Source organism: Xanthomarina sp. GH4-25 (genome assembly GCF_045363175.1).
GTDB lineage: Bacteria > Bacteroidota > Bacteroidia > Flavobacteriales > Flavobacteriaceae > Xanthomarina.
Map to the genome: position 1 here is coordinate 170,654 of NZ_JBJFLO010000005.1, position 20,846 is coordinate 191,499.

Here is a 20,846-nt window from a genome sequence, read left to right on the forward strand (position 1 = left end):
AGTCTGACCATAAACCCATGATAAAATTCTTTCAAAAAATTCGCTACGACCTTATGGAGAAAAATAAAACAGGTAAATACCTTAAATATGCTATTGGCGAAATAATTCTTGTTGTTATTGGTATTTTAATTGCCCTTCAAATAAATAATTGGAATGAAGCCCGAAAACTTAATGATTCCATGAAGAGTGTGTATTCCATCATAAAAACAGACCTTGTAACTGATATTGAAAATATTGATAAAGTTTTAAACGGCAGTGTACGAAGAGATAGTATTCTTAAAAGAATTATTAATGGTGATATCACTAAAGAAGAGTATCTAAATTGTGAGTTTTGCAGTTTTATTATACTTGGTTTCCCAGATATAACTTTAAACACGCGTGGCGTAAAATTATTAGAAGATAATAGCGCTTGTTTTCAATTCTCACCTAGATAGTCTTTCTATCGATATTAGTAATTTTTATGGGTATTCCAATACCATAATCAGCGTTGCACTTAAGGAAGTAGGAAACAATTATAACGACGATTTTTTCTACTTTAAGAATAACAAAACTTGGTTCAAAGACTATATTAATTACGTAAAAAATGATGACTTATTAAACTATGTTCTTACATCAGACGATTATATGAATAGAGCGAACTCCTTTTATTTATTATATTTTCAAAGTTATCTAAGGCATTTAAGAGATTTCAAAAAAAATGCTCAAGTATTAATAGAAAAAATAAATACGAAAATAGAATAGCCAAAGCCTGCCAACAGGCAGGCATAACCACTAGTTTAGTACTTGTTTACATGAAACAATAACCTAAATTAATAGGCCATTAAAACCTATAACTAACATTCGCTTTTAAAAAGAAAGGCGTTCCAGGTGTAAAATGTATTTCTTCAACTGGCTCTAATTCGTTTTGTAATCTAGATTCTGTTGCAAATTGTGTTTCATTCCATTCAGTATCTAAAAGGTTTTCAATAGCAATCCCAAAAACTAAATTGTTAGTAAACTCGTAACTTAAATTTAAATCGGTCACAAAATAACCATCTGCAACTATAGAGTTGTCTTCGTTTGCAGGTCTATCATCTATATAACGATAGCGAATTCCTCCAGAGAAACCTTTTAAATTATTAACCGATAAGCCTCCTGTAAGCGTAAAATCTGGTGCTAAAGGGATATAATCTTCACCTGATGGTTCATCGACACTTCTAGCATCTGTAAAAGTGGCATCTGTATCGAAATATAACCAATCTGCTATTTGATATCTAAATCCTAAATCCAATCCATAGCGTCTAGATTTTCCACTAGGTTCTACAATTCCTGCGTCTCCAACATATACAAACTCTTGTTCTAAGAATAAGTACCATAAAGCTGTATTAAAAACCACTTTTGGAAAGGGTTTCCAAATAGCACCAAAATCGGCTCCATAAGCTCTTGGCAAAATATCTTCGCCTTGTTGTTGTACTACTACTCTAGTGTCGTTAGAGTGAAAACCAATACCAGTTTTTAAGAACCATTGCAAGTTTTCATTTTGATTAAAGAAGACGTTTACTTTTGGATTTACAATGGTTTTGTTTTCAGATAAGGTTTCGTAATCGCTTACCAACGCATCGTTATACATAAATTTAAAATAATCTAAACGTAAAGCTGGGGCAATAATAAACTTCCCAAAATCAATTTCAGCATTGATATAAGCAAACATATTGGTTTCATTAACATCACCTAAAGACAAATAATTTAATGTTTCATTTCTATTTAAAGTATGAGATAATTCTACATCGTTTACAAAATCGTAACGCATTCCAAAACCACCTGTATAAGTAGCATCGGCAGATCCTAATTTTGAATCACGTGTAAATTCTGCATTAAAACCAAAAATATCTCTAGCTTCTTTCTGTTTTATCTGGTCGCCATTTATTGGGTCTTCTAAAAAGAAGGTGAAGTTGGAATACAATTCAAAATTATATTGCGAATAAAACACATTGGATTTAAACTGTAAATCTTCAGATAAAAGTGTATTGTATTCAATGTTTACATTGGTTCTAGACGTGTTTCCTCCTTCGGTATCGTCTATAGAACCCCAACGATCTATCAAGCCCGAATCTATAGCTCTTTGTGGAATTTGCCCTGAAGCATCCCAACGACTTTTAAAATGTGATAAGGAAACCGATAATCTATCATTCCCCTTTAAATACGTGGTATATTTTCCAAAAAGATTGATACGATTGAAATTTTGAGGAGATTGGTAAGGTCCATCAAATTGAATATATTCGAAAGCCACATAAGCATTTTGATTTGGTGTATTTCCTAATAAATCGAACATACCAAGCGTTCTTAAAGAGTTAAATTGTCCGTAACTAAAGTTTATTTCACTAGAACCAATATCTTCTTTGGTATTAAAATCTACATAACCAGCCGTATTAAAATCGCCTTTATTGGCATAATAAGGTCCTTTACCAAAGTTGATATTATTAATAGTTTCAGGAATTAAAAAGTGTAAATCACTATAACCTTGTCCATGCGCATGAGACACCATGTTTACTGGCATGCCATCTACAGACAGACTGATATCTGTTCCGTGATCAATATCGAATCCTCGAAGGAAAATTTGTTCAGCCTTCCCTCCTCCTGCATGTTGTCCAATAATCAAACCAGGAACTTTTCGTAATATTTCTTGAGATGAGTTTACAGGATTGGTTTCTAAATCAATTTTCGAGATACTGTTTAAGGCATCTATTTGTTCAGTAATCACCAACTCATCCAATAAAATGGTTTTACTTTTTAAAGCTACTGTAACGCCTTTGTTAAAATGATTCTCATCTAAAACCATTAATAATTTGCTATAACCCAATAAACCTATGGTTAAAGTATCTCCAACCTTATTATTTTCTAAAACAAAAGACCCATTTGCTATCGTATGTGCATGACTGGAAGAGTTGGTATTGTAAATGTAGACACCTTCAAGAGGTTGTAGATTTTTATCTGTGACAACCCCTTTTATGTTTTGGGCATTGAGGTTAAAAATTATTAAAAGACTAAAAAAAGTAAAAATCTGCTTCATATTTGAAAGTTTTTGGTTGATAATGGATTAACTGGTAAAAATAAGACGACCTAATCAAGACCTTTTTATCATTAACAGCTTTTTAACTTTTAAACACTGTTAAAATTATAGTCTTAGGTGTTCTTACTATTACCTACGAAAAAAAGTGCGAGTCGGTTTTAAAAAAATAAATTTTACAAATAAAAGCCTGTTACTTATTACTCCTTAGTATTTAATTAGTATTTTAGAACTCTATAAAACAATGTATGCAATTAGAACAACTAGTTTCTAAATTTCAAGATAAAGATGAAAAGGCTTTCGAAACCTTATACAACATGTATAGCGAAAGCATGCTAGGTGTTATTTATAATATTGTTAGAGATCATGATATAGCACAAGATGTGATGCAAGAAGTTTTTATTAAAGCTTGGCATAGTGCAGACAGCTATTCTTCAAAAAAAGGACGATTTTTTACATGGCTAATAAACATTTCACGAAATGCAGCCATTGATAAAATACGTTCTAAAAGCTTTAAAAACTCAGGTAAAAACCTCAACGCAGATTATTTCGTAGATATTATACAGGACCATGACAATTTGGACGACAAAACGGATGCCATTGGTATTAAGAAGTTTGTTGGGAAGTTAAAAAAGAAGTGTGTAGAAGTTATTGAGCTTTTATATTTTAAAGGTTTTACACAAAAAGAAGCTTCAGAAACATTAGAAATGCCCATTGGAACTATTAAAACAAGAAATAGAAATTGTATCAACGAGTTAAGGTTGATGCTTGAAGTATAATATGGATATTAAAGAATACATAGAATCTGGAATTTTAGAACTGTATGTTGCAGGAATACTTTCTGAAAAAGAAAATCAGGAAATCTATGCGCTTTTATTAAAACATCCAGAATTACTTGACGAAGTTCTAAAAATAGAATCTGCCATTGTAACATTAACTGCAGCTGTGTCTCCAACAGACACCAAACATCTGTTTAAAGCTGTAAAAGAAAAACTAGGAATTACCAATACTAATGACACACCAGTAAGACCACTACACAAACCAGGAACAAATTGGTTTAGTTATGTAGGTTGGGCAGCAACACTTGTTATTGGACTTGGACTAATGTGGTTTGTAAACCAAAATAACAACTTAAAAGACCAAATACAAACCGTTGAAACTGATAAGGAATTATTGGAAGTTACACTTGAAAAATACAGTAATGAATTAACCGAAACCAAACAATTAATCACCTTCTTAAGAGACAAAGATATTATTGCTGTGCCACTAGCTGGACAAGCTGTATCTCCAGACTCTTATGCTAAAGCCTATTGGGATAAAAAAACCAATACAGTTGTTTTAGACGTACAAGGTTTACCAGAACCACCACAAGGAAAAGTGTATCAAGTTTGGTCTTTAACATTGAATCCGTTAACGCCTACAAGTTTAGGTACTATAGATGATTTTAGTACAGACGACAACAAACTCTTTACTATAGAAAATGCCAATGCCACTGAAGCCTTTGGAATTACTTTAGAACCAGCAGGTGGAAGCGAATCTCCAACACTTGAGCAACTTTATACACTTGGTGCTGTTGAACAGGCTTCTTAAATTTTTTATCTTCTATTTACTTACTATTCATAAACATTAATAGATAATTAATATATTAGTGTGTGTAAAACTAGTTTCCCACAATACGAAAAAATAGTTCTAAATGACAAAACTTAGAGTTTTAACAGCAATAATTTTCGCAACTATTCTGATTGGTTGCAACTCTGAAAAATCAAAAAACAATTTTGGAAAAGAGAATTTAATTCAAACGGAAATAGAATCGGATACTCTAACGAAGCACTTAAAACCATTCAAATCGGAATTGCCAACAATCGGACTTTTGATGTATAACGGAGTTTTACAAAGCGAAGTAATTGCAACTTCTGATGTTTTCGCAAAACCAAACGAAAAAGGAAAACAAATTTTTAATGTCATCACAATTGCAGAAACTGAAAAACCAATCACAACTGAAGAAGGAATCAACATTTTGCCTGATTTTACATTCAAAAATTGTCCAAAATTGACTGCTCTTTTTGTGCCAAGTGCTTATGATATGTATGCACAAATACACAATAAAAAAATTGTAAACTTTATAAAAGAAAAAAATAAAGAAACTAAATATGTTGTGAGTAATTGTGCTGGGGCTCAATTAATAGGAAAATCTGGAATTGCAGATGGACATAAAATCGTAACTTGGATTGGTGGTGGAGAACAATTACAAAAAGACTATCCCAATTTAATAGTTCAAAATGATAGTTTGGTGACTTTTGTTGAGGACGGAAAATTTAGTTCATCAAATGGAAATTTGGCAAGTTACATTTCAGCATTGAATTTATTGGAGAAAATGACAAGTTCTGAACATAAAAAATTCGTGGAAAGTTATTTATATCTTGACCGACTTCAAAATTGGTGAAAATAATAGTTCTTAGTGCAACAACGTACTTAATCCATTGCTAGTTAGCCTATTTACAAAAGTCTTCGCAGATATTATATGCATCAGTCCACTATCGTTAAGTATAATTTTAAAATTGCCCCAGAAAACGTAGCTACTTCAAAACATCACTTTGGATTAGGTTTAAACATCCGAAATGGGAAAAATCTCTGGAAAAGTGGACCTATAAAAACGTATTTTAGATTAAATGGTATTAGACATCCTGATGATATGAGTGGAATTATTTTAACCACATATCATCGTAAACTGAACAATAAACTAATTAATTTCAAAGAACAAAAGAAATATTATAAGCAATATTGGAAAATTTCAAAAATAAGTTCAGACTCACTTAACAAATGGTATAATTATAAAAACCCGGAAGACCTGTTTCAAAAAGAAGAAGAAGAAGAAGAAGAAATCTATCTTTCAAATTTCAATAAAGGCAGAATGGTTTTAGGTTCAGGATATACTTGGAAGTATTGGGATAATGGCAATGCTTCAGGTAAAGATGTTAAATTAATTGCAGAGATAATTGAAAAAAATAAGAATTCATTTTTATATATCGAGATTTATAGATATGTTTGTAGTATGAATTTGAAAAGAGCAACAGAAATAGGAAAGTGTTTATCGAACCAAATTAGGTTTCAGATTATGGAATGGCTAAAAGAACCAGAGAAACATTTCCCACCACACGAGACATTAAAACATTTCGATGATGGTGTTTGCGTTACATATATACAAGAAAAAGCAGGGTTATCACAATCGACCATTTCGACCTATCTAACTAATATGGAAAAGTGCGGACTTTTAATTTCTACAAGACACGGAAAATGGTCATATTTAAAAAGGAACGAAAAGACAATTAAACAGTTTAAGGATTTTCTATCATAAAAAAAAAAAATTACTATTACATATCGATATTTCGCTATATAACAAACTATGGAATTATTAATTGACATTTTAGGTTGGTCAGGTTCAGGCTTCATAATTATTGCCTATGCATTAACACTTATAGAAAATAAAAAATATTTAGACTATGGTAAGTATTTAAATTTGTTTGGAGGACTTTTAATAGCTGTAAACTGTTATTTCTATAATGCAATTCCACCATTTGTAACCAATTTACTTTGGAGTGTCATTGCAACTTTAACGATATATAAGTCAAGAAATACAAACGAGAAATGTAACAAAACTCAATGTTTAACTTAAAAATGATAACAATGAAAATTTTAATTATTGGAGGAAACGGAACAATAGGAAAAACTGTTGTTTCACACTTTAAAGAAAAGAACGAAATTTTAATAGCTGGAAGAAGCAATGGAAACGTAACTGTTGATATTGCAGATAGTAATTCCATAAAATCCATGTTTGAGAATATTGGTAAAGTGGATGCTATAATTTGTATCGCAGGTGAAGCCAAGTGGGCAGATTTTAATGAACTTACTGAAGATGATTACTATATTGGATTAAAAAGTAAATTAATGGGGCAAGTCAACCTTGTACGCATTGGACAGAATTACTTAAATCCAAATGGTTCGATTACTTTATCAACAGGAATTTTGGCAGACGACCCAGTTGTAAAAACAACAAGTGCCTCTATGGTAAATGGCGGAATACATAGCTTTGTAAAAGCGGTTGCACTTGAAATTGAAAACGGAATTAGAGTAAATGTGGTTTCTTCGGGAATGGTTGAAGATGCTTACGAAAAGTACAAAGATTATTTTCCAGGACACAATCCGATACCTATGAAAAAAGTAATTAACGGATATGTGAGAAGTGTAAACGGAAAAGGAAATGGCGAAATAATTAGAATTTACGACTAACAAAAAGCCAGTTGCCTACAACGTATAAAATTAATTGTTAGTTCTAGCTTACTTACGAAGGTCTTCACAGATGTTACATACACCAGCCCACTACCCTCGTTTCTATTTGGGTTTTAATTGCTAACTTTATATCTAAACGTATAAAACAAAAAGCGCCAAGTTTAAATAAACTTGACGCTTCCCAAAAAACCAACAAAAAACACTACCAAATCCCTCAATTTTATTTTTTATATTAAAAAAACAGGTTTTTCGTTGGTTACGACTACTTCAATTTTTAATATTATATTTTTTGTATATCTCTTTCCATAAGTGGTCCAAGCTCAAAAGTGCTTTCTAATAAGTCTTTCTTTAAAGCTTCTGCTTTAACTAGTTTCCCATTAGCTTTATAAATTTTAGCTAAATGAAATAAGGCCTCTGGTTCAAAGGTTTTCTCTGCAACATGTTCTTCGGCAATGACTAAAGCATTTGCATAATTTCCTTTATTGTAATAAGTCCATGCCAACAGATCGTATGACTGTGGCGTTGGTCTGTTTTTAATTTCGGTATGGGCTATTCGCAAAGCCTCATCAAGTTTTTGTAATTCTTCGGCATATAAAATAACATTGTATTTATTATACATATTGCCATATTTCGTGTTTGCAACTGCTTTAAAATAAGCATTCAGGTTTTCATCTTTGGCTTCAAAATTGTTCTGATATTCAGCAATTTCAGCTTTAAACAAATAATAATCTGGTGATTGATGATTTTCAGAAATACTATTTAATATACGAAGTGCTTCGTCTGGATTTTTTTCGTAAGAATATACAATCCAAGCAATGCCTTTTTTAGCATAAGCATTGTCTGGATGTAATGCTAAAGCTTTTAAATAATATTGATAAGATGCATCAATTTGTCCATCATGACCATAAAAATCAGCAATATTGGTATACGTCCACTGTTTGAAACCTGCTACATTTGAGGCTTCAGAAATTGCCAGTGCTTGTTCCATATACTTTATGGCAGACTGCAAATCTCCTTGATGATCGCTCCATTTTGATAAACGAATTAAATAATCGAAATCTGAAACATCCTTAATTTTATAGAGGTATGTTTTTGCCAATTCGTAATCTCCTAGTTCTAAGTACACATCAAAAAGCATTTTTTGAGTTCCTTTTAGATTCTCTCCATGAGTTTCTGCTTTCTTTAATAGCTCTAAAGATTCTTTAAATTTATGTTGCGAAATATAATTTCTTGCTAAAGCTCGTAAATAACCTGATTGCTCATAATTAGTACGTTTGTTTGCTTGAATCAAGCTTTCTTCAGCTTGAATTAGATAATCGATATCTCCAGTAACATGGAACATTTGAGATTGTGCCGAAGCAATTTTAGCCAAATATGGATACTGACTCGGTTCTTTTTCTAGCTTTTCTTCCCAAAAATTTAGTTCCTCAGTGGCTTTTTGCTTCGTTATATTTTCTTTTGTATTCAGATATAGATTGTAATCTTCTACATCTGTAATTTTATTTTGGTTTGTATGACAACTTGTTAAAAACAGAAGTAATAAAACCATTGGAAGGAATTTGTTATACGTGTTCATCTTGTTGTTGTTTTTTGTTGTTGTTTTTTTTGATTTTGGCTTTATTAAAACCATTAGAGCATGGCAACCATACTCTAATGGTAATGATAATATTACCAAGCCGAAGCTAAGTAAGGGAATGAGGCAGAAAAAGGTTTGTCGTTTGCATCTACGTTATCGTTAGATAGCTGAGGATTTTCAGAGAAATCTTCACCTCCAAAAATTAGGAGTAATTCTACTGTAATCACATCGTCTGCTAAAGCACGACCTGTTAAGACATTGGTGCCATCGTAAAACGTTGTTGTTCCATCTAAAGACAGGTTTAAGACATCTGTTGCTAATAAACCTGTAAAGGTTGCTGCATCTAATCCTAAGGCATTGGCATCTCCAGGATTAGCATAAGCTGGGCTTAAAGCCATTAAATTTGTTTGAAACATGCTTTGAAAAGCATCACCTTGTTGCGAAGGTGTTGTTACGTTAAACATATCTTTACTTGAAGGTGACACAAAAACAGTATTTACAGCTGGTCTTCCCATTTGATCTTGTTGCATGTACGTTCCAGAAAAATCAGGACTTGATTGCATTGGCATTACATCGTTCATATCATCATCGTTTGAACAATTAAAAGCTAATCCAGAGATCAAAAGGACTGCAACGATGTTTTTTATATTTAATATAGTTTTCATAATTCTAGTGTTTTTTTAAGATTTTTATTGTTTTCTTTTAGATTCTACCCACGTATTTACGGTTCCAGAACCTCCTAACATCACTTTTGGTACTTCTACTACAATTGACATTACGTTTGTTCCAGCAAAAGTATCTGAGCCAGGGTTATTAAATCCGGTGGCATTTCCAGCAAGTATTTCGCCATATTGCGCAAAATCCATAAAGAAAGGATCGTCACGAGGACCTGCAAAAATTTTCAGTCCATTACTCTCTTTTACAATCGCATTAGAACCATAAGGTGTTACTTCGACCATAGATTGTGGTGCAGAAGTTTCAACAGAACTGTTTAGACCTACACTTCCAGGAGTTGTTGGTCCAAAGAAATACATCTTCCCATCTCGTGGAATAGCTTGTATCACTAAATCTTCAACATTGTCTCCAGTTGTGTCAATGTTAAATTCAATCATAACGTTTTCATCGAAGCTGGCATCTGCTGTAGCCGAAGGACTTAATAATCCTTGAACATTTGCTACAAATACCACATTGTTTGTGTTCTGCCCTTGGAAGGCATAAAAATCTGTGATATCGCTTGTACCACCTTGTACTGCAGGAGCATCTATATGATCTGCTGCTACCATAAAGAAACCGGCAACTGCAATTGCACCGATTCCTAATAATACTTTCATTTTTTTCATAATAGTGAGTTTTTTGTTAATTAATAATTGTCTCTCATCCATACCTACGAAAAAAAGGAAAGGCCGGTTTTATATTTTTTTTTAAAAACCGATTCAAACATCTAAAAACACAACAATCCATAAGATATTCATTTGTTTGTCAGCGACTTAAATCATGTTTTCTGAGAAATATTTTAATAAATAATAATTCAATTCAACTTAAATAAACAACATTTCAGTAGTATAAATTTCTTAAACCCAAGCTTAAACCCGTATTTTGGTTTAAACCTTTAAATTAATAACCATGGAAGAGACTCTTAGAATATTTATTTACATACATGCCTTCTTTGGTGGATTAGGGTTAATTGTGGATTGGGAAGTATCACTGTAAAAAAAGGAAATCTGCTTCATAAAAGGTTGGGGAAATTATTTTCGGTTGGGATGATTATTAGTTCTTTAATCTCTATACCAATTTCTTGGTTACCCAATCATAAAAATCTATTTCTATTTCTTATTGGAATCTTTACTATATACCTGGTAGTCTCAGGAAATAGGATGATAACTTTTAAGTCTAGAAAAAAGAAACACGCTAATGCTATCGATAAAATAACTTCAGGAACCATGTTAATTCTTTCATCTTTTATGATTGTATTAGGTGTTTATGGTTTATTTAATGGTCATTATGTCCATATACTTTTTATTCTTTTTGGTGGTTTTGGTCTTTTCTTAACAGTTATGGATTTTATTTTTTACAAAAACCTCTCTAACCCAACAAACAACTGGCTAATTAATCATGTTCGAAAAATGATTGGTGCTCTCATTGCTTCCATAACTGCATTTATTGTTGCAGGATTAGGAATAGGAAATTTAATAGCTTGGATTTTACCTTCCGTTATTGGAACCATCTATATTATATATTGGAGAAGAAAATTGACTGCAAACACAGAATAAGGCTTCACTTCCAGTTTATATACCAAAAATTTACAGAAGTTGTTTTAAATATTTTTTACACCTAAAAGTTTTAGTTGATTTTCGATTTAAAATATATCTTTACAGCCAAGAAATATTTTAATCATGAATCCATCAGCAAGTGGCTGGATAAAAAAATTACTCAAAGAGTTAGAGACAACCTCTATCTGGAATCATACAGATAATCAATCGTTTTATGATTCTTTAAGAGAGAGTGGTTTTATATATGGAAGTAATGTTAAGGTTGTAAAAGAATATCTTGACTATTCTGAATTTACCGAAGAAGAAATTTGTAAAGTCAACTTTTTACTTGCTTTAAAATATATTTTTCAAGAAAACAAAACGACTCAGGTTGATTTTGTTGAGAGTGTTATTAATTTTTACATTGAAATAAATGCCTATTCAACTTCTATCTTTTCTGAAATTTTAGGAGGAAAAAAAACAGAATCTTTATTAGAAAAAATAATTCATAAACGCATACAAATTGACGATAATTTAATTGATAGAAGCTTTAATTATTTTATAACTAATGCGTTACTTTTTACAGACATATTAGCTTATAAGGCATTTTTGCAAACTCAAGAAATATCTGAAAAGCATATACAACACCTAGAATCTGCTATTGAAGCCATTGTTAGCGAGGTTTTAAATTCTAAAACAATAAAAACCGAATATGACAATAGTTTAATAAAATTAGTGGAGCAATCTGTAAGATATAAATCTCATAAAACACTTACATTTCAAGAGGCTTTAGAGTTTGTAAACACCGATTTGGAGAAATATTATATTATGGATATTGCCAGTATGGCAACTTGGGGAGATCTAAAAATTGATAAAAATGAAAAATCGCTGCTTTTAAAACTTGGTGAAAATCTAAATTTAGAACAGGAACGCATTGATAACTCCCTACTTTTTATTGAAATATTTTACAACAATAATAAAGATAAAATCGCCTTATTAAGCTCTCAGAACATTGTAAAAACCTTTTATTCAAACTCGAGTAAAATGGTTACCAAATTAATTTCTAGGAATAGTAAGAGGCTTCAAAAAGAGCTATTGGAGAGTAAAGAATTAATGGTTTTGCTAACAAAATCGACCGTTCGAGATTTAAATGACGAAGAGCAAAAAAAAGTACAAGGGCAATTATTAGATATTTTTAAATCCATACCTAGTTTGGCCATTTTTTTACTACCTGGAGGCGCTTTACTTTTGCCTTTGGTTATTAAATTTATACCAAAATTACTTCCTTCTTCCTTTGATGACAATAGAATTGAAGATTAAATTACTCTAACCAAGCTTTAAAGTCTTTAACACGTTCTCTGGCAACAATAACTTCTTGCTCGTTATAGGTATGTAGTTTTATTTGCAAACGCGAGTTTGTATAACTTATCATGTCTTTTATAGCGTTAATATGAACATAAAAAGTTCTATTGACTCTAAAGAACAAATCCGGGTTCAACTCACTTTCTAACTGTTCTAAAGTTATATCTATTAAATAACTCCTACCATCGTTTGTGTATAAATAGGTGCCTTTATTTTCGCTATAAATACATTCAATGTTTTCAATGGAAATGAGTTTTAGATGCTGCCCTACTTTTATTGAAAAGCGTTTTTTATATTCTTTTTCTTCTCTCTCAATGGGGTTTATTAATAGTTTTTTTATATCGTCGAAATTTAAAGTTATGGGCTGATTAGATTTATGGTTAGAGTTAAACTTATTTAGAGCTTGCTCCATTTCTTCAGCATCTATAGGTTTTAATAGATAATCGACACTATTTAATTTAAATGCTTGAAGTGCGTACTCATCATAAGCTGTTGTAAAAATAATAGAAGATTTTACCTCAACCAGATCGAAAATCTCAAAAGAAAGTCCGTCGCTCAACTGAATATCTAAAAATATCAAATCTGGATGTTCATTTTCCTGGAACCACGTTACAGATTCTTCAACAGAATGCAACATGGTTTCTGCCTGAACCCCCATTTTATCTAGCATTCTCTGTAAACGTCTTGCTGAAGGTTTTTCATCTTCAATAATAATGACTTTCATGTGTGTATATTTATAGCAATTAGAAAAGTTTACTTCCAGTGTTTTTTATCTTTATTCATTAACTCTTTTATTTTACGCTCTTCCCAGTTATTTCCCAATAAAAAATCTGGTAAAAACACACTTAGCCCATGTACAGCTAAGCCAATTCCCCAGAAAAACAAAGTAAAGAAATTTTTATACTGAAAATAACTTTCACCAGGATTTAGATCTTGAATGTTTATAATAACAATCATGATGTTAATTACAATATAAACCAATAAGTGGGAGTAAAATCCTTTAATTTTTTTCACCCGTTTTCTAGCACGTTCTAAACGTTCTAGTTCAGAAAAATCTCGTTCCATAATTATTTCCATTTATTTTGATTAGACTCTTCTTCTTTCTCTAAAATCTCTTGTATTTTACGTTGTTCCCAAGATTTACCATACCCAAATACGGCAAATCCATGAAAGATCAAGCCCATTCCCCAACCTAACATAGGGAACCAAAACCATTGAAAACTCCATGATGTTTGGTAATTTAAAAATGCTAAAAAAGGAATAACTATACAATAAGAAAGTAAATTCCCGTAAAAGCCTTTCATTTCTTCTACTTGTTTTTTTGCTCTGTAATATGCGTCTTCTCTGTTGTGTTCTGATTTTGTTTCCATAATGGTAATTTGTTTAGTAAGCATTGGAATTGCAACTGCAAAACTATCTGCTTGTTGATTGATGATGACTTTTCGTTTGGTTAATAAATCGTAGCGTTGCATGATATTACTCAAACCTACGCCACTGCTCTTTTTTACTATTTGTTTAATCTGTAAATTGTTTTCTACGAGTAAAAGTCCGTCTTTTTCGTAAATTTTTATATGCAACGGGTTCTTTTCTGTAACCATATTGTGTTTAACTGCATTCTCTAATAATAACTGAAGAGATAAAGGCACCACTTTACTGTCTGGGTTAGATGCTTGTTCTGGAATATCGAAAACAATACTATCTTCAAATCGCATTTTTAATAAAGACATGTAAGTTTTAGCAAATTTAAGTTCTTCGTCTACAGACACTAAATCTTTGTTTTTTTGCTCCAAAACATATCGATAGATTTTAGATAAGGAGGTTGTAAAATCTTGTGCTTTGTCTGGGTTTTCTTCTATTAAGCTTGTCAACACATTTAAGCTATTAAAAAGGAAATGAGGATCTAACTGATTTTTTAAAGCATCGAATTTAGCTGTTTGCGTTTGGGCAACTATTTGCGATTCTTTAACCTTTTTTTCCTGATTCTTTTTAAAAAAATAAAACGCATGGAATGTAATTACAATGCTTAATGTAATCCATAAACCAAAGGTGTAATTTCTATAAGATTCGTTAGCTATAAAAACTTCAATCGATTGGCCATTATAAAACATGGCTGTTAACATTCTTAATAAAAACAGTCCAATAAGAGTAATAACAACAGAACCTACAATACCTAAAATAATTCTTTTAATACTATCATTTTCTTTCCATGGATATTTTTCTAGATAACCAAAAAAATACATATTAGAATATCCTAGAACAAATGCATATAGTTGATAGAATGAAAAATGGATCAATAACTCATTAACACTTTCAAATTCAAAACCGTTAAAAATGGCATTACCTATTACAAAGACAATACAGCCTATACCAAAGGTTATTAAAATATTTTTAGTGTTACTATTCATGAGTATTATTATTTACAATCTTTTAAAATTTCTTCGGCTCTTTCTTTTCCCCAAGATGGTGCAAATTTAGATTCTGGTTTAAAGGTAGCAAAAAGTTCTAAGGCTCTTTCTACATCTTTACAAAATGGCTGAGTATCCTGACCAAAATAGCGGGCTCCACCAATTTCCCAATCAGCTTTATTTAAAACAACTCTGGGATTGTTAGGCGCAATGGCCTCGGCTTTAGTATATAATGCCATAACTTTTCCAGATAACGTCATCCCATATTTAGCCCCATCGCTTGCCACATAAACCGTATATAACAAAGCTTGCATAACCATTATTTCAGGATTTTCTTTTGAAATAGCTGTAGCATCATTTAAAAAATTTTGTGCTTGATTTAGCTGAGCTTCTAAAGCACTTTTGTCGTTTAGTTTTGTAAAACCATTCAAAATCAAAGTTTCGGCAGCATAATATGGAGGCAACCAATTATCAGGTTCAGCGTTTGCTATACGTTCAAACAGCTGTGAAGCTTCAATTGGGTTTGTTTCCCATAAATCGAATGCTTTCTGCATACCTTGTTCATATTGTGTTTGAGATTGCATGTTTGCAGTAAACAAAATGGCTGCAATTAAAATAAAATGTTTTAAGATTGTCATTGTATTCGTTTTTAATGTTGAGACAAATATCTGATTAATGATACAACAAATAAAAAGTGATTAACCGAACTGTAATATTTTAATTCTGAATTGTTATTAAACAATAAACACTTTCATAAATTTACAAAAGTGTTTATCTAATGAATTACATAGATGCCAATTAATTTTCAATCTTAAAATTAATAGGAATACTATAAGGTACTGTTACTGGATTTCCTCTTTGCAGACCAGGTTTCATTTTTGGAAGCAAGCCAATAATACGTTCTGCTTCTTTTTCAAGCATCTTATCTGGTCCACGAGATCTAATATTGGTTACGTTTCCATCTTTATCCACTTGAAAAAGGACAATAACTCTTCCATACACTCCTAGCTCTAAAGCTGTTTGTGGGTAAGTGAAATTTTTAATAATATGATTATTAATTTTTTTATTAAAACACTCTTTTAATGCTTCATTGGAAGTGTCTAAACATCCAGGAAAAATAGGCACTTTCTCTACTACTGAAAAAGGAATGCTTACGTCTTCCTCGACTTCTTCAACTTGTACTTCTTCAACTTGCACTACTCGCTCTTCAATTTTTTCCTCTTGATCTGTTTCTGTGCTTTCCAGAACAGTTTCTTCTATTTCCTTAGTGTTCTCAACAACAGTAATAATTTCTGGAGTTGAAAGTACTGTTGGTGGTGGTGGTGTTACACTTAAATCTGTAATAGGAATGTCTTCTTCATACAATTCTTCCATTTGAACATTATCTATTGAGACTTTTGTCCTTTGGTAAGTTTTATGCTCTAAAGTAAGATACGTAAAAAGTAACATGACATTTAAGCCAATGGCAAAATATAGACCACTATTTCTGCCAACTTCAACCTTTGGATTTTTTTTAGTTTTCATAACAATCTCATTTAGTCTCTTAAAGTTAAGACACTAACCATCAGATTACTATGATATTTATCATGTTTGCAACAAGCTAGGAACTGAAAAAATTATAAATTTTTAAGTTGATTGTCTGTGCCTTTTTCACTTATAGTCCAAAAGAAACCAACAAAAAAGAATTGATCGGCTGCTGGCCTTAAAGTTCTACTTGCGTAATTCCCATTACTATCTGGTGTATCTGCATATTGATATCCATTGACATTCTTGATTCCTAAAACGTTGTTCACCGATAGGTATAATATTTTTTGTGGTGAAATTAAATAAGCCCAATTCACACTTAAACTGTTATACGATTTTGTTTTCTGATTTAAAAACCCTGCCATATTTGGGTTGGTATAGGTTCTTCCAGATGCAAAAGAATAACTCATTCCAAATTGACTTCGCCAGTTCTCAATCCAATATTTAGTAACCAGTGACAGGTTATGAGTATTTACGAAATTTGGTGTGGCCTCTATAGGATAATTATTATAATCTCTTTCGCTATCTAAAAAACTGTAACTCACCCAATAATCTAAGTTTTTAATACTTTTACTGTCTCTCCAAAACAAATCGATTCCCGTTGCATATGCAGAACCAGAATTGTTGTAATTACTATTAAAATCGGCATATTCTGTATCGTATTTTATCAAGTGTTTATAATCTTTATAAAATGCTTCAGCTCTAAAAATCTGTCCATCATTATTTAACTGATAGTTTAAGATATAATGTGCTGTTTTTTGAGTATTTAAATCTTGTTCAAATTTCAATATGTTGTTGTTAGGATTTTGGAAAAAATTACCATAAGCCAAAGAAACTTGGCTCTTAGCAGATGTTTTATAAGCCAAAGATAGTCTTGGAGATAATGTTAATTGCTCAAACAACTCACTATACTCCATTCTTAAACCTGCTTTTAAAGCCAGGTTTTTTGAAAAAAACACATCGCTTTCAGCAAAAGCTGCTGAAAGGTTATTTTTAAATCCGTAAGAAATGTCATTTATAAATGGATTATCATAAGCTTCATTAAAATTAGTTGCAAAATATTCTGCTCCAAAATTTAATTTAAATCTATTGCTAAAACGATGATGTAATTTGAATTTGGCATGATACGAATTCTCTTTATCGGCTATATTATCGTCCATCACTTCAAATTCACTTTTATTGTATGTATAGCTTAGGCCTCCAAAAACAGACCAATTACCACCTAAGCTTCCCTTATAAGAGCCATTAAAATAAAGGTTTTGGTTGTTCATTTTATTATGAATTCCTTCCGAGAAATTAATATCCTCTTGAATTAAATCAAAACTTCCAAACTCGAAGGCTGAATACAATTTCAATAAACCTGTATTTGTTTTCTGTCTAAAAACAGCTTCTCCCGATCCTCCTTGAAAAGGTTTAATCCAATCGTTTCTATCTGGAAACAAAGCAACATAAGGTGCTAGATTAATATAAGAGCCATTAACACTTAGGGAGCTGGATTCCCATTTTTCTGTATGACCTAAACTAGCTCCCACGCTCATAATACCAATATCTGTTTTTTCTTGATCTGGTTCTTCAACTGTATTTAATAGAAGTACGGAAGATAAGGCCTGACCAAATTCAGCCGAATAACCACCTGTTGAAAACGTAATACCATCAAATAAAAAAGGAGAATAACGACCTCTAGTTGGTGTGTTATTAGTTGTAGGTACATAAGGTGTAAACACCCGAATACCATCTATAAAAATTTGAGTTTCTTCTGCTTCACCACCACGTACAAATAACCTGCCATCTTCGGCAACTGTTGTGGTTCCTGGAAGAGTTTGTAAAGCGCCAACAAAATCCCCTAAAGCACTTGCTGTGGTAACAACGTCTAATGGCTTCAAGACTGAAATTTTACTATTGTCTCCAGCTGAGAACGTACCTGCAGAAATAACAACTGTATCTAAAGCATTCACGTCTTCTCGTAATTTAAGCTGTAAATTGTTTAATTCGGAAATGTCCTTTGTTAACAACAAAGTTTCAAAGGCTAAGAAGGAGACTTTCAAAGTTTTGAATCCTGTTTCACTGGTTTTGAATGAAAAGTTTCCATTTTCATCTGTAGTGGTACCATCGTATGTGCCATCTAAATAAACATTAGCACCTTCTATGGGTTGGTTTTTAGTGTCTGTTACATTTCCATTAATAATCGTTTGTGAGGTTGCAGATAAGGTTAAAAGGTAGAAAAAGATTAAAAAGGTTTGTTTCATGATTGATTGTTTTACTGTTCGATTTTTTGATTGATGAAACAAATCTCTTTAGAAAATGATTGAACAAAAACAAAAAAAGACCGAAATGTAAAAATTATATGATGAATTGAATATATTTGATTTCAACCTAGAATCTATGCTAACCAAAACTGAGAAATCCTTTGCTATTCTATTTATTTTTCTTCTCATATTAGAAATTGCAACATCAAGTTACGAAAGTATTTCTAATCTAAACTATATAGCAAAACCAGCTATTCTGATTTCATTAATCATATTTTTTTGGACACAAAGTTCAAACCTAGAAATCAAGTTAAAAACCATGATATTATTAGCCTTAGTTTTTTCTTTGCTTGGAGATATTCTACTCATGTTTGTAAGTCAATCGGCAAACTATTTTATTGGAGGGTTAGTCGCTTTTTTAACAGCACATATTTTCTATGTTTTAGTGTTTTTAAAACATAGAAACACTTCAAAAAACAGCATCGTTTTTATTGGATCTTTACTAGCTTATGGCGTTCTAATATTTTATATTTTAAGAGATTCTTTAGGCAATATGTTAATCCCAGTTATACTATATATGTTAGTTATTTTTGCAATGGCAACTGCAGCATTTTTAAGAAAAGGGCAGGTTGTTAAAACTAGTTTTACTTTAGTGTTTATTGGTGCTATTTTATTTATGATTTCGGATAGTATTTTAGCTTTAAACAAATTTTATCAGCCCTTGCCATTTACAAATTTTAGTATTATGTTTACTTACTCATTTGCACAATTATTTATTGTTTTCGGACTTTTAAAACAACGATAGATTAAATCTATAACTTATATTTAACATATTGTAATCCATAGTTTTACAACAATTACATAAACTATTAATTTAGCTTTTTAAAAGGTCTAATAATTAATCTAGCTGCTTTATCAAAATTGATATAATTATAAGTCCAATTAAATAAAACAACAATTTTATTTCTAAAACCCACCAAAGACATTAAGTGTACAAACATCCAGACAAACCAAGCAAAAAAACCAGAAAACTTATACGCTTTTAAATCGACTACTGCTTTATTTCTTCCTATGGTTGCCATAGAACCCTTGTCTTTATATTCAAATTTTTTCATCGGTTTTCCTGCAATCAAACTCATCAGATTTTTTCCTAATAATTTTCCTTGTTGAATAGCTGGTTGCGCAACTTGAGGATGTCCATTTGGATAGGCTTCGGTTTTCATTAAAGCAATATCTCCAAGAGCAAAAATAGCATCATATCCTTCTACTTGATTATAGTTGTTTACACGATATCTGTTAGCTTTTTCTATAAGCACATTCTCCAAGCCTTGAATTGGGTTTCCAGTAACACCAGCTGCCCAAATTAGGGTTTCTGTTTCAAGTATTAAATTGGTGTTTGTAGATACTTTTAATCCGTCGTAATCTTTTACAAACGTATTACAATGCACAACAACTCCTAATGTATTTAAAAATTTTAGGGATTTTTTAGAGGCATGTTCACTCATTGGAGGTAACAATTTAGGTCCTCCTTCTAAAAGGTGAATTTGCATATCGCTAGAATTCAGATCATGATAATCTTTAGGCAGAATATGGTTTTTAAGCTCAGCAATTGCACCAGCAAGCTCCACTCCTGTTGGTCCACCACCAACAATTACAAAATTGAGATAAGCTTCTCGCTCTTCTTTAGAATTAGCAATTGCCGCTTTTTCAAAGTTCTGAAGGATTAAACTTCTAATGTTTAGAGCTTGTGGCACTGTTTTCATTGGCATACTATTAATCTCAATAGCTTTATTACCAAAATAATTGGTTTTTGTTCCTGTTGCAATTACCAAATAGTCGAAAGACAATTCTCCAATGTCTGTAACAATCTTTTTAGAAATTCCATCAATTGAACGAACCTCTGCTAATCTAAAAAATGTATTAGGTTGGCTTTTTATAATTTTTCTTAATGGATAGGCAATCGAATCAGGCTCCAATCCAGATGAAGACACTTGATATAATAATGGCTGAAACGTATGGTAATTGCGCTTATCTAACAGAACAACTTGTACACTTTTATTTGCAAGCATTTTAACCAAACTAACACCTGCAAAACCTCCTCCTATAATAACAATTCGTGGATTCTTAGATTTAGGAATATTCATAATATGT

19 protein-coding genes and 2 pseudogenes are annotated in these 20,846 nt (G+C 31.6%); 11 read left to right on the forward strand and 10 right to left on the reverse strand.

Features of this window, described 5'->3' with window-relative positions:
- Nucleotides 1-17 precede the first annotated feature (17 nt).
- Nucleotides 18-434, forward strand: coding sequence for a DUF6090 family protein (locus tag ACI5KZ_RS08795; protein ID WP_406847443.1), 417 nt, complete (start codon nt 18-20; stop codon nt 432-434).
- Between the two features lie 386 nt (nt 435-820).
- On the opposite strand, the gene ACI5KZ_RS08800 is transcribed toward ACI5KZ_RS08795, so the two are convergent.
- Nucleotides 821-3,049 carry a TonB-dependent receptor gene (locus tag ACI5KZ_RS08800; RefSeq protein ID WP_406847444.1) on the reverse strand — a complete coding sequence of 743 codons (2,229 nt, stop codon included), beginning with the start codon at nt 3,047-3,049 and terminating at the stop codon, nt 821-823.
- Nucleotides 3,050-3,294: 245 nt separating this feature from the next.
- Here ACI5KZ_RS08800 and ACI5KZ_RS08805 point away from each other — a divergent pair, with 245 nt between their 5' ends.
- The 7 genes and pseudogenes from ACI5KZ_RS08805 (at nt 3,295) to ACI5KZ_RS08835 (ending at nt 7,333) form a co-directional block, all read left to right on the forward strand.
- Complete coding sequence (locus ACI5KZ_RS08805) at nt 3,295-3,825, forward strand: RNA polymerase sigma factor (RefSeq protein ID WP_109308897.1); 531 nt, start codon at nt 3,295-3,297, stop codon at nt 3,823-3,825.
- 1 nt (nt 3,826) lies between these two features.
- Nucleotides 3,827-4,636 (forward strand): anti-sigma factor domain-containing protein, encoded by an 810-nt coding sequence (locus ACI5KZ_RS08810; protein ID WP_406847445.1) that lies wholly within the window; start codon nt 3,827-3,829, stop codon nt 4,634-4,636.
- Between the two features lie 103 nt (nt 4,637-4,739).
- Complete coding sequence (locus tag ACI5KZ_RS08815; protein WP_406847446.1) at nt 4,740-5,489, forward strand: DJ-1/PfpI family protein; 750 nt, start codon at nt 4,740-4,742, stop codon at nt 5,487-5,489.
- 78 nt (nt 5,490-5,567) lie between these two features.
- Nucleotides 5,568-5,765 (forward strand): annotated as a pseudogene (locus tag ACI5KZ_RS08820) (DUF6794 domain-containing protein); the annotation flags it as partial.
- Nucleotides 5,766-6,098: 333 nt separating this feature from the next.
- Nucleotides 6,099-6,401 carry a helix-turn-helix transcriptional regulator gene (locus tag ACI5KZ_RS08825; RefSeq protein WP_109309116.1) on the forward strand — a complete coding sequence of 101 codons (303 nt, stop codon included), beginning with the start codon at nt 6,099-6,101 and terminating at the stop codon, nt 6,399-6,401.
- Nucleotides 6,402-6,449: 48 nt separating this feature from the next.
- The gene (locus ACI5KZ_RS08830) at nt 6,450-6,719 is read left to right on the forward strand and encodes a hypothetical protein (protein ID WP_406847447.1); all 270 of its coding nucleotides are present in this window, start codon (nt 6,450-6,452) and stop codon (nt 6,717-6,719) included.
- 11 nt (nt 6,720-6,730) lie between these two features.
- Entirely contained in the window at nt 6,731-7,333 is a 603-nt protein-coding gene (locus tag ACI5KZ_RS08835; protein WP_109309117.1) for a short chain dehydrogenase, read from the forward strand.
- A 280-nt stretch (nt 7,334-7,613) separates the two neighbouring features.
- On the opposite strand, the gene ACI5KZ_RS08840 is transcribed toward ACI5KZ_RS08835, so the two are convergent.
- Both ACI5KZ_RS08840 and ACI5KZ_RS08845 read right to left on the reverse strand, forming a co-directional pair.
- On the reverse strand, nt 7,614-8,909 hold the full coding sequence (locus tag ACI5KZ_RS08840) for a tetratricopeptide repeat protein (RefSeq protein WP_406847448.1): 1,296 nt from the start codon (nt 8,907-8,909) through the stop codon (nt 7,614-7,616).
- A gap of 92 nt (nt 8,910-9,001) precedes the next feature.
- Nucleotides 9,002-10,249 (reverse strand): annotated as a pseudogene (locus ACI5KZ_RS08845) (DUF4331 family protein).
- 396 nt (nt 10,250-10,645) lie between these two features.
- Here ACI5KZ_RS08845 and ACI5KZ_RS08850 point away from each other — a divergent pair.
- Together ACI5KZ_RS08850 and ACI5KZ_RS08855 are read left to right on the forward strand one after the other, a co-directional pair.
- Complete coding sequence (locus ACI5KZ_RS08850; RefSeq protein ID WP_406847449.1) at nt 10,646-11,179, forward strand: hypothetical protein; 534 nt, start codon at nt 10,646-10,648, stop codon at nt 11,177-11,179.
- Nucleotides 11,180-11,302: 123 nt separating this feature from the next.
- Nucleotides 11,303-12,478 (forward strand): LETM1-related biofilm-associated protein, encoded by a 1,176-nt coding sequence (locus ACI5KZ_RS08855; protein ID WP_109308904.1) that lies wholly within the window; start codon nt 11,303-11,305, stop codon nt 12,476-12,478.
- A gap of 1 nt (nt 12,479) precedes the next feature.
- Here ACI5KZ_RS08855 and ACI5KZ_RS08860 read toward each other — a convergent pair whose 3' ends face one another.
- The 6 genes from ACI5KZ_RS08860 to ACI5KZ_RS08885 all read right to left on the reverse strand — a co-directional run bounded on the left by ACI5KZ_RS08860 (nt 12,480) and on the right by ACI5KZ_RS08885 (nt 18,695).
- The gene (locus ACI5KZ_RS08860; protein WP_109308905.1) at nt 12,480-13,244 is read right to left on the reverse strand and encodes a LytTR family DNA-binding domain-containing protein; all 765 of its coding nucleotides are present in this window, start codon (nt 13,242-13,244) and stop codon (nt 12,480-12,482) included.
- A 29-nt stretch (nt 13,245-13,273) separates the two neighbouring features.
- Nucleotides 13,274-13,585 (reverse strand): 2TM domain-containing protein, encoded by a 312-nt coding sequence (locus ACI5KZ_RS08865; protein ID WP_406847450.1) that lies wholly within the window; start codon nt 13,583-13,585, stop codon nt 13,274-13,276.
- Between the two features lie 2 nt (nt 13,586-13,587).
- Entirely contained in the window at nt 13,588-14,925 is a 1,338-nt protein-coding gene (locus ACI5KZ_RS08870) for a 2TM domain-containing protein (protein WP_406847451.1), read from the reverse strand.
- Between the two features lie 8 nt (nt 14,926-14,933).
- On the reverse strand, nt 14,934-15,563 hold the full coding sequence (locus ACI5KZ_RS08875; RefSeq protein WP_406847452.1) for a hypothetical protein: 630 nt from the start codon (nt 15,561-15,563) through the stop codon (nt 14,934-14,936).
- Between the two features lie 160 nt (nt 15,564-15,723).
- A complete protein-coding gene (locus ACI5KZ_RS08880) occupies nt 15,724-16,449 on the reverse strand; it encodes an energy transducer TonB (protein WP_109308908.1) in 726 nt (241 codons plus the stop codon).
- Nucleotides 16,450-16,541: 92 nt separating this feature from the next.
- Nucleotides 16,542-18,695 carry a TonB-dependent receptor gene (locus ACI5KZ_RS08885; protein WP_406847453.1) on the reverse strand — a complete coding sequence of 718 codons (2,154 nt, stop codon included), beginning with the start codon at nt 18,693-18,695 and terminating at the stop codon, nt 16,542-16,544.
- Nucleotides 18,696-18,831: 136 nt separating this feature from the next.
- Here ACI5KZ_RS08885 and ACI5KZ_RS08890 point away from each other — a divergent pair, with 136 nt between their 5' ends.
- Nucleotides 18,832-19,500: a lysoplasmalogenase gene (locus ACI5KZ_RS08890; protein WP_406847454.1), complete on the forward strand. Its 669-nt coding sequence runs from the start codon at nt 18,832-18,834 to the stop codon at nt 19,498-19,500.
- A 64-nt stretch (nt 19,501-19,564) separates the two neighbouring features.
- Here the strand turns inward: ACI5KZ_RS08890 and ACI5KZ_RS08895 are convergent, their stop codons facing one another.
- The gene (locus tag ACI5KZ_RS08895; RefSeq protein WP_109308910.1) at nt 19,565-20,839 is read right to left on the reverse strand and encodes an NAD(P)/FAD-dependent oxidoreductase; all 1,275 of its coding nucleotides are present in this window, start codon (nt 20,837-20,839) and stop codon (nt 19,565-19,567) included.
- Between the last annotated feature and the right edge of the window lie 7 nt (nt 20,840-20,846).

Bases quoted from the DNA above. Each gene is read 5' to 3' on its own strand.
- ACI5KZ_RS08840 (WP_406847448.1), bottom strand. From the start codon at position 8,909: ATGAACACGTATAACAAATTCCTTCCAATGGTTTTATTACTTCTGTTT.
- ACI5KZ_RS08860 (WP_109308905.1), bottom strand. From the start codon at position 13,244: ATGAAAGTCATTATTATTGAAGATGAAAAACCTTCAGCAAGACGTTTA.
- ACI5KZ_RS08825 (WP_109309116.1), top strand. From the start codon at position 6,099: ATGAATTTGAAAAGAGCAACAGAAATAGGAAAGTGTTTATCGAACCAA.
- ACI5KZ_RS08880 (WP_109308908.1), bottom strand. From the start codon at position 16,449: ATGAAAACTAAAAAAAATCCAAAGGTTGAAGTTGGCAGAAATAGTGGT.
- ACI5KZ_RS08800 (WP_406847444.1), bottom strand. From the start codon at position 3,049: ATGAAGCAGATTTTTACTTTTTTTAGTCTTTTAATAATTTTTAACCTC.
- ACI5KZ_RS08810 (WP_406847445.1), top strand. From the start codon at position 3,827: ATGGATATTAAAGAATACATAGAATCTGGAATTTTAGAACTGTATGTT.
- ACI5KZ_RS08875 (WP_406847452.1), bottom strand. From the start codon at position 15,563: ATGACAATCTTAAAACATTTTATTTTAATTGCAGCCATTTTGTTTACT.
- ACI5KZ_RS08815 (WP_406847446.1), top strand. From the start codon at position 4,740: ATGACAAAACTTAGAGTTTTAACAGCAATAATTTTCGCAACTATTCTG.
- ACI5KZ_RS08890 (WP_406847454.1), top strand. From the start codon at position 18,832: ATGCTAACCAAAACTGAGAAATCCTTTGCTATTCTATTTATTTTTCTT.
- ACI5KZ_RS08865 (WP_406847450.1), bottom strand. From the start codon at position 13,585: ATGGAACGAGATTTTTCTGAACTAGAACGTTTAGAACGTGCTAGAAAA.
- ACI5KZ_RS08830 (WP_406847447.1), top strand. From the start codon at position 6,450: ATGGAATTATTAATTGACATTTTAGGTTGGTCAGGTTCAGGCTTCATA.
- ACI5KZ_RS08805 (WP_109308897.1), top strand. From the start codon at position 3,295: ATGCAATTAGAACAACTAGTTTCTAAATTTCAAGATAAAGATGAAAAG.
- ACI5KZ_RS08895 (WP_109308910.1), bottom strand. From the start codon at position 20,839: ATGAATATTCCTAAATCTAAGAATCCACGAATTGTTATTATAGGAGGA.
- ACI5KZ_RS08835 (WP_109309117.1), top strand. From the start codon at position 6,731: ATGAAAATTTTAATTATTGGAGGAAACGGAACAATAGGAAAAACTGTT.
- ACI5KZ_RS08855 (WP_109308904.1), top strand. From the start codon at position 11,303: ATGAATCCATCAGCAAGTGGCTGGATAAAAAAATTACTCAAAGAGTTA.
- ACI5KZ_RS08870 (WP_406847451.1), bottom strand. From the start codon at position 14,925: ATGAATAGTAACACTAAAAATATTTTAATAACCTTTGGTATAGGCTGT.
- ACI5KZ_RS08885 (WP_406847453.1), bottom strand. From the start codon at position 18,695: ATGAAACAAACCTTTTTAATCTTTTTCTACCTTTTAACCTTATCTGCA.
- ACI5KZ_RS08795 (WP_406847443.1), top strand. From the start codon at position 18: ATGATAAAATTCTTTCAAAAAATTCGCTACGACCTTATGGAGAAAAAT.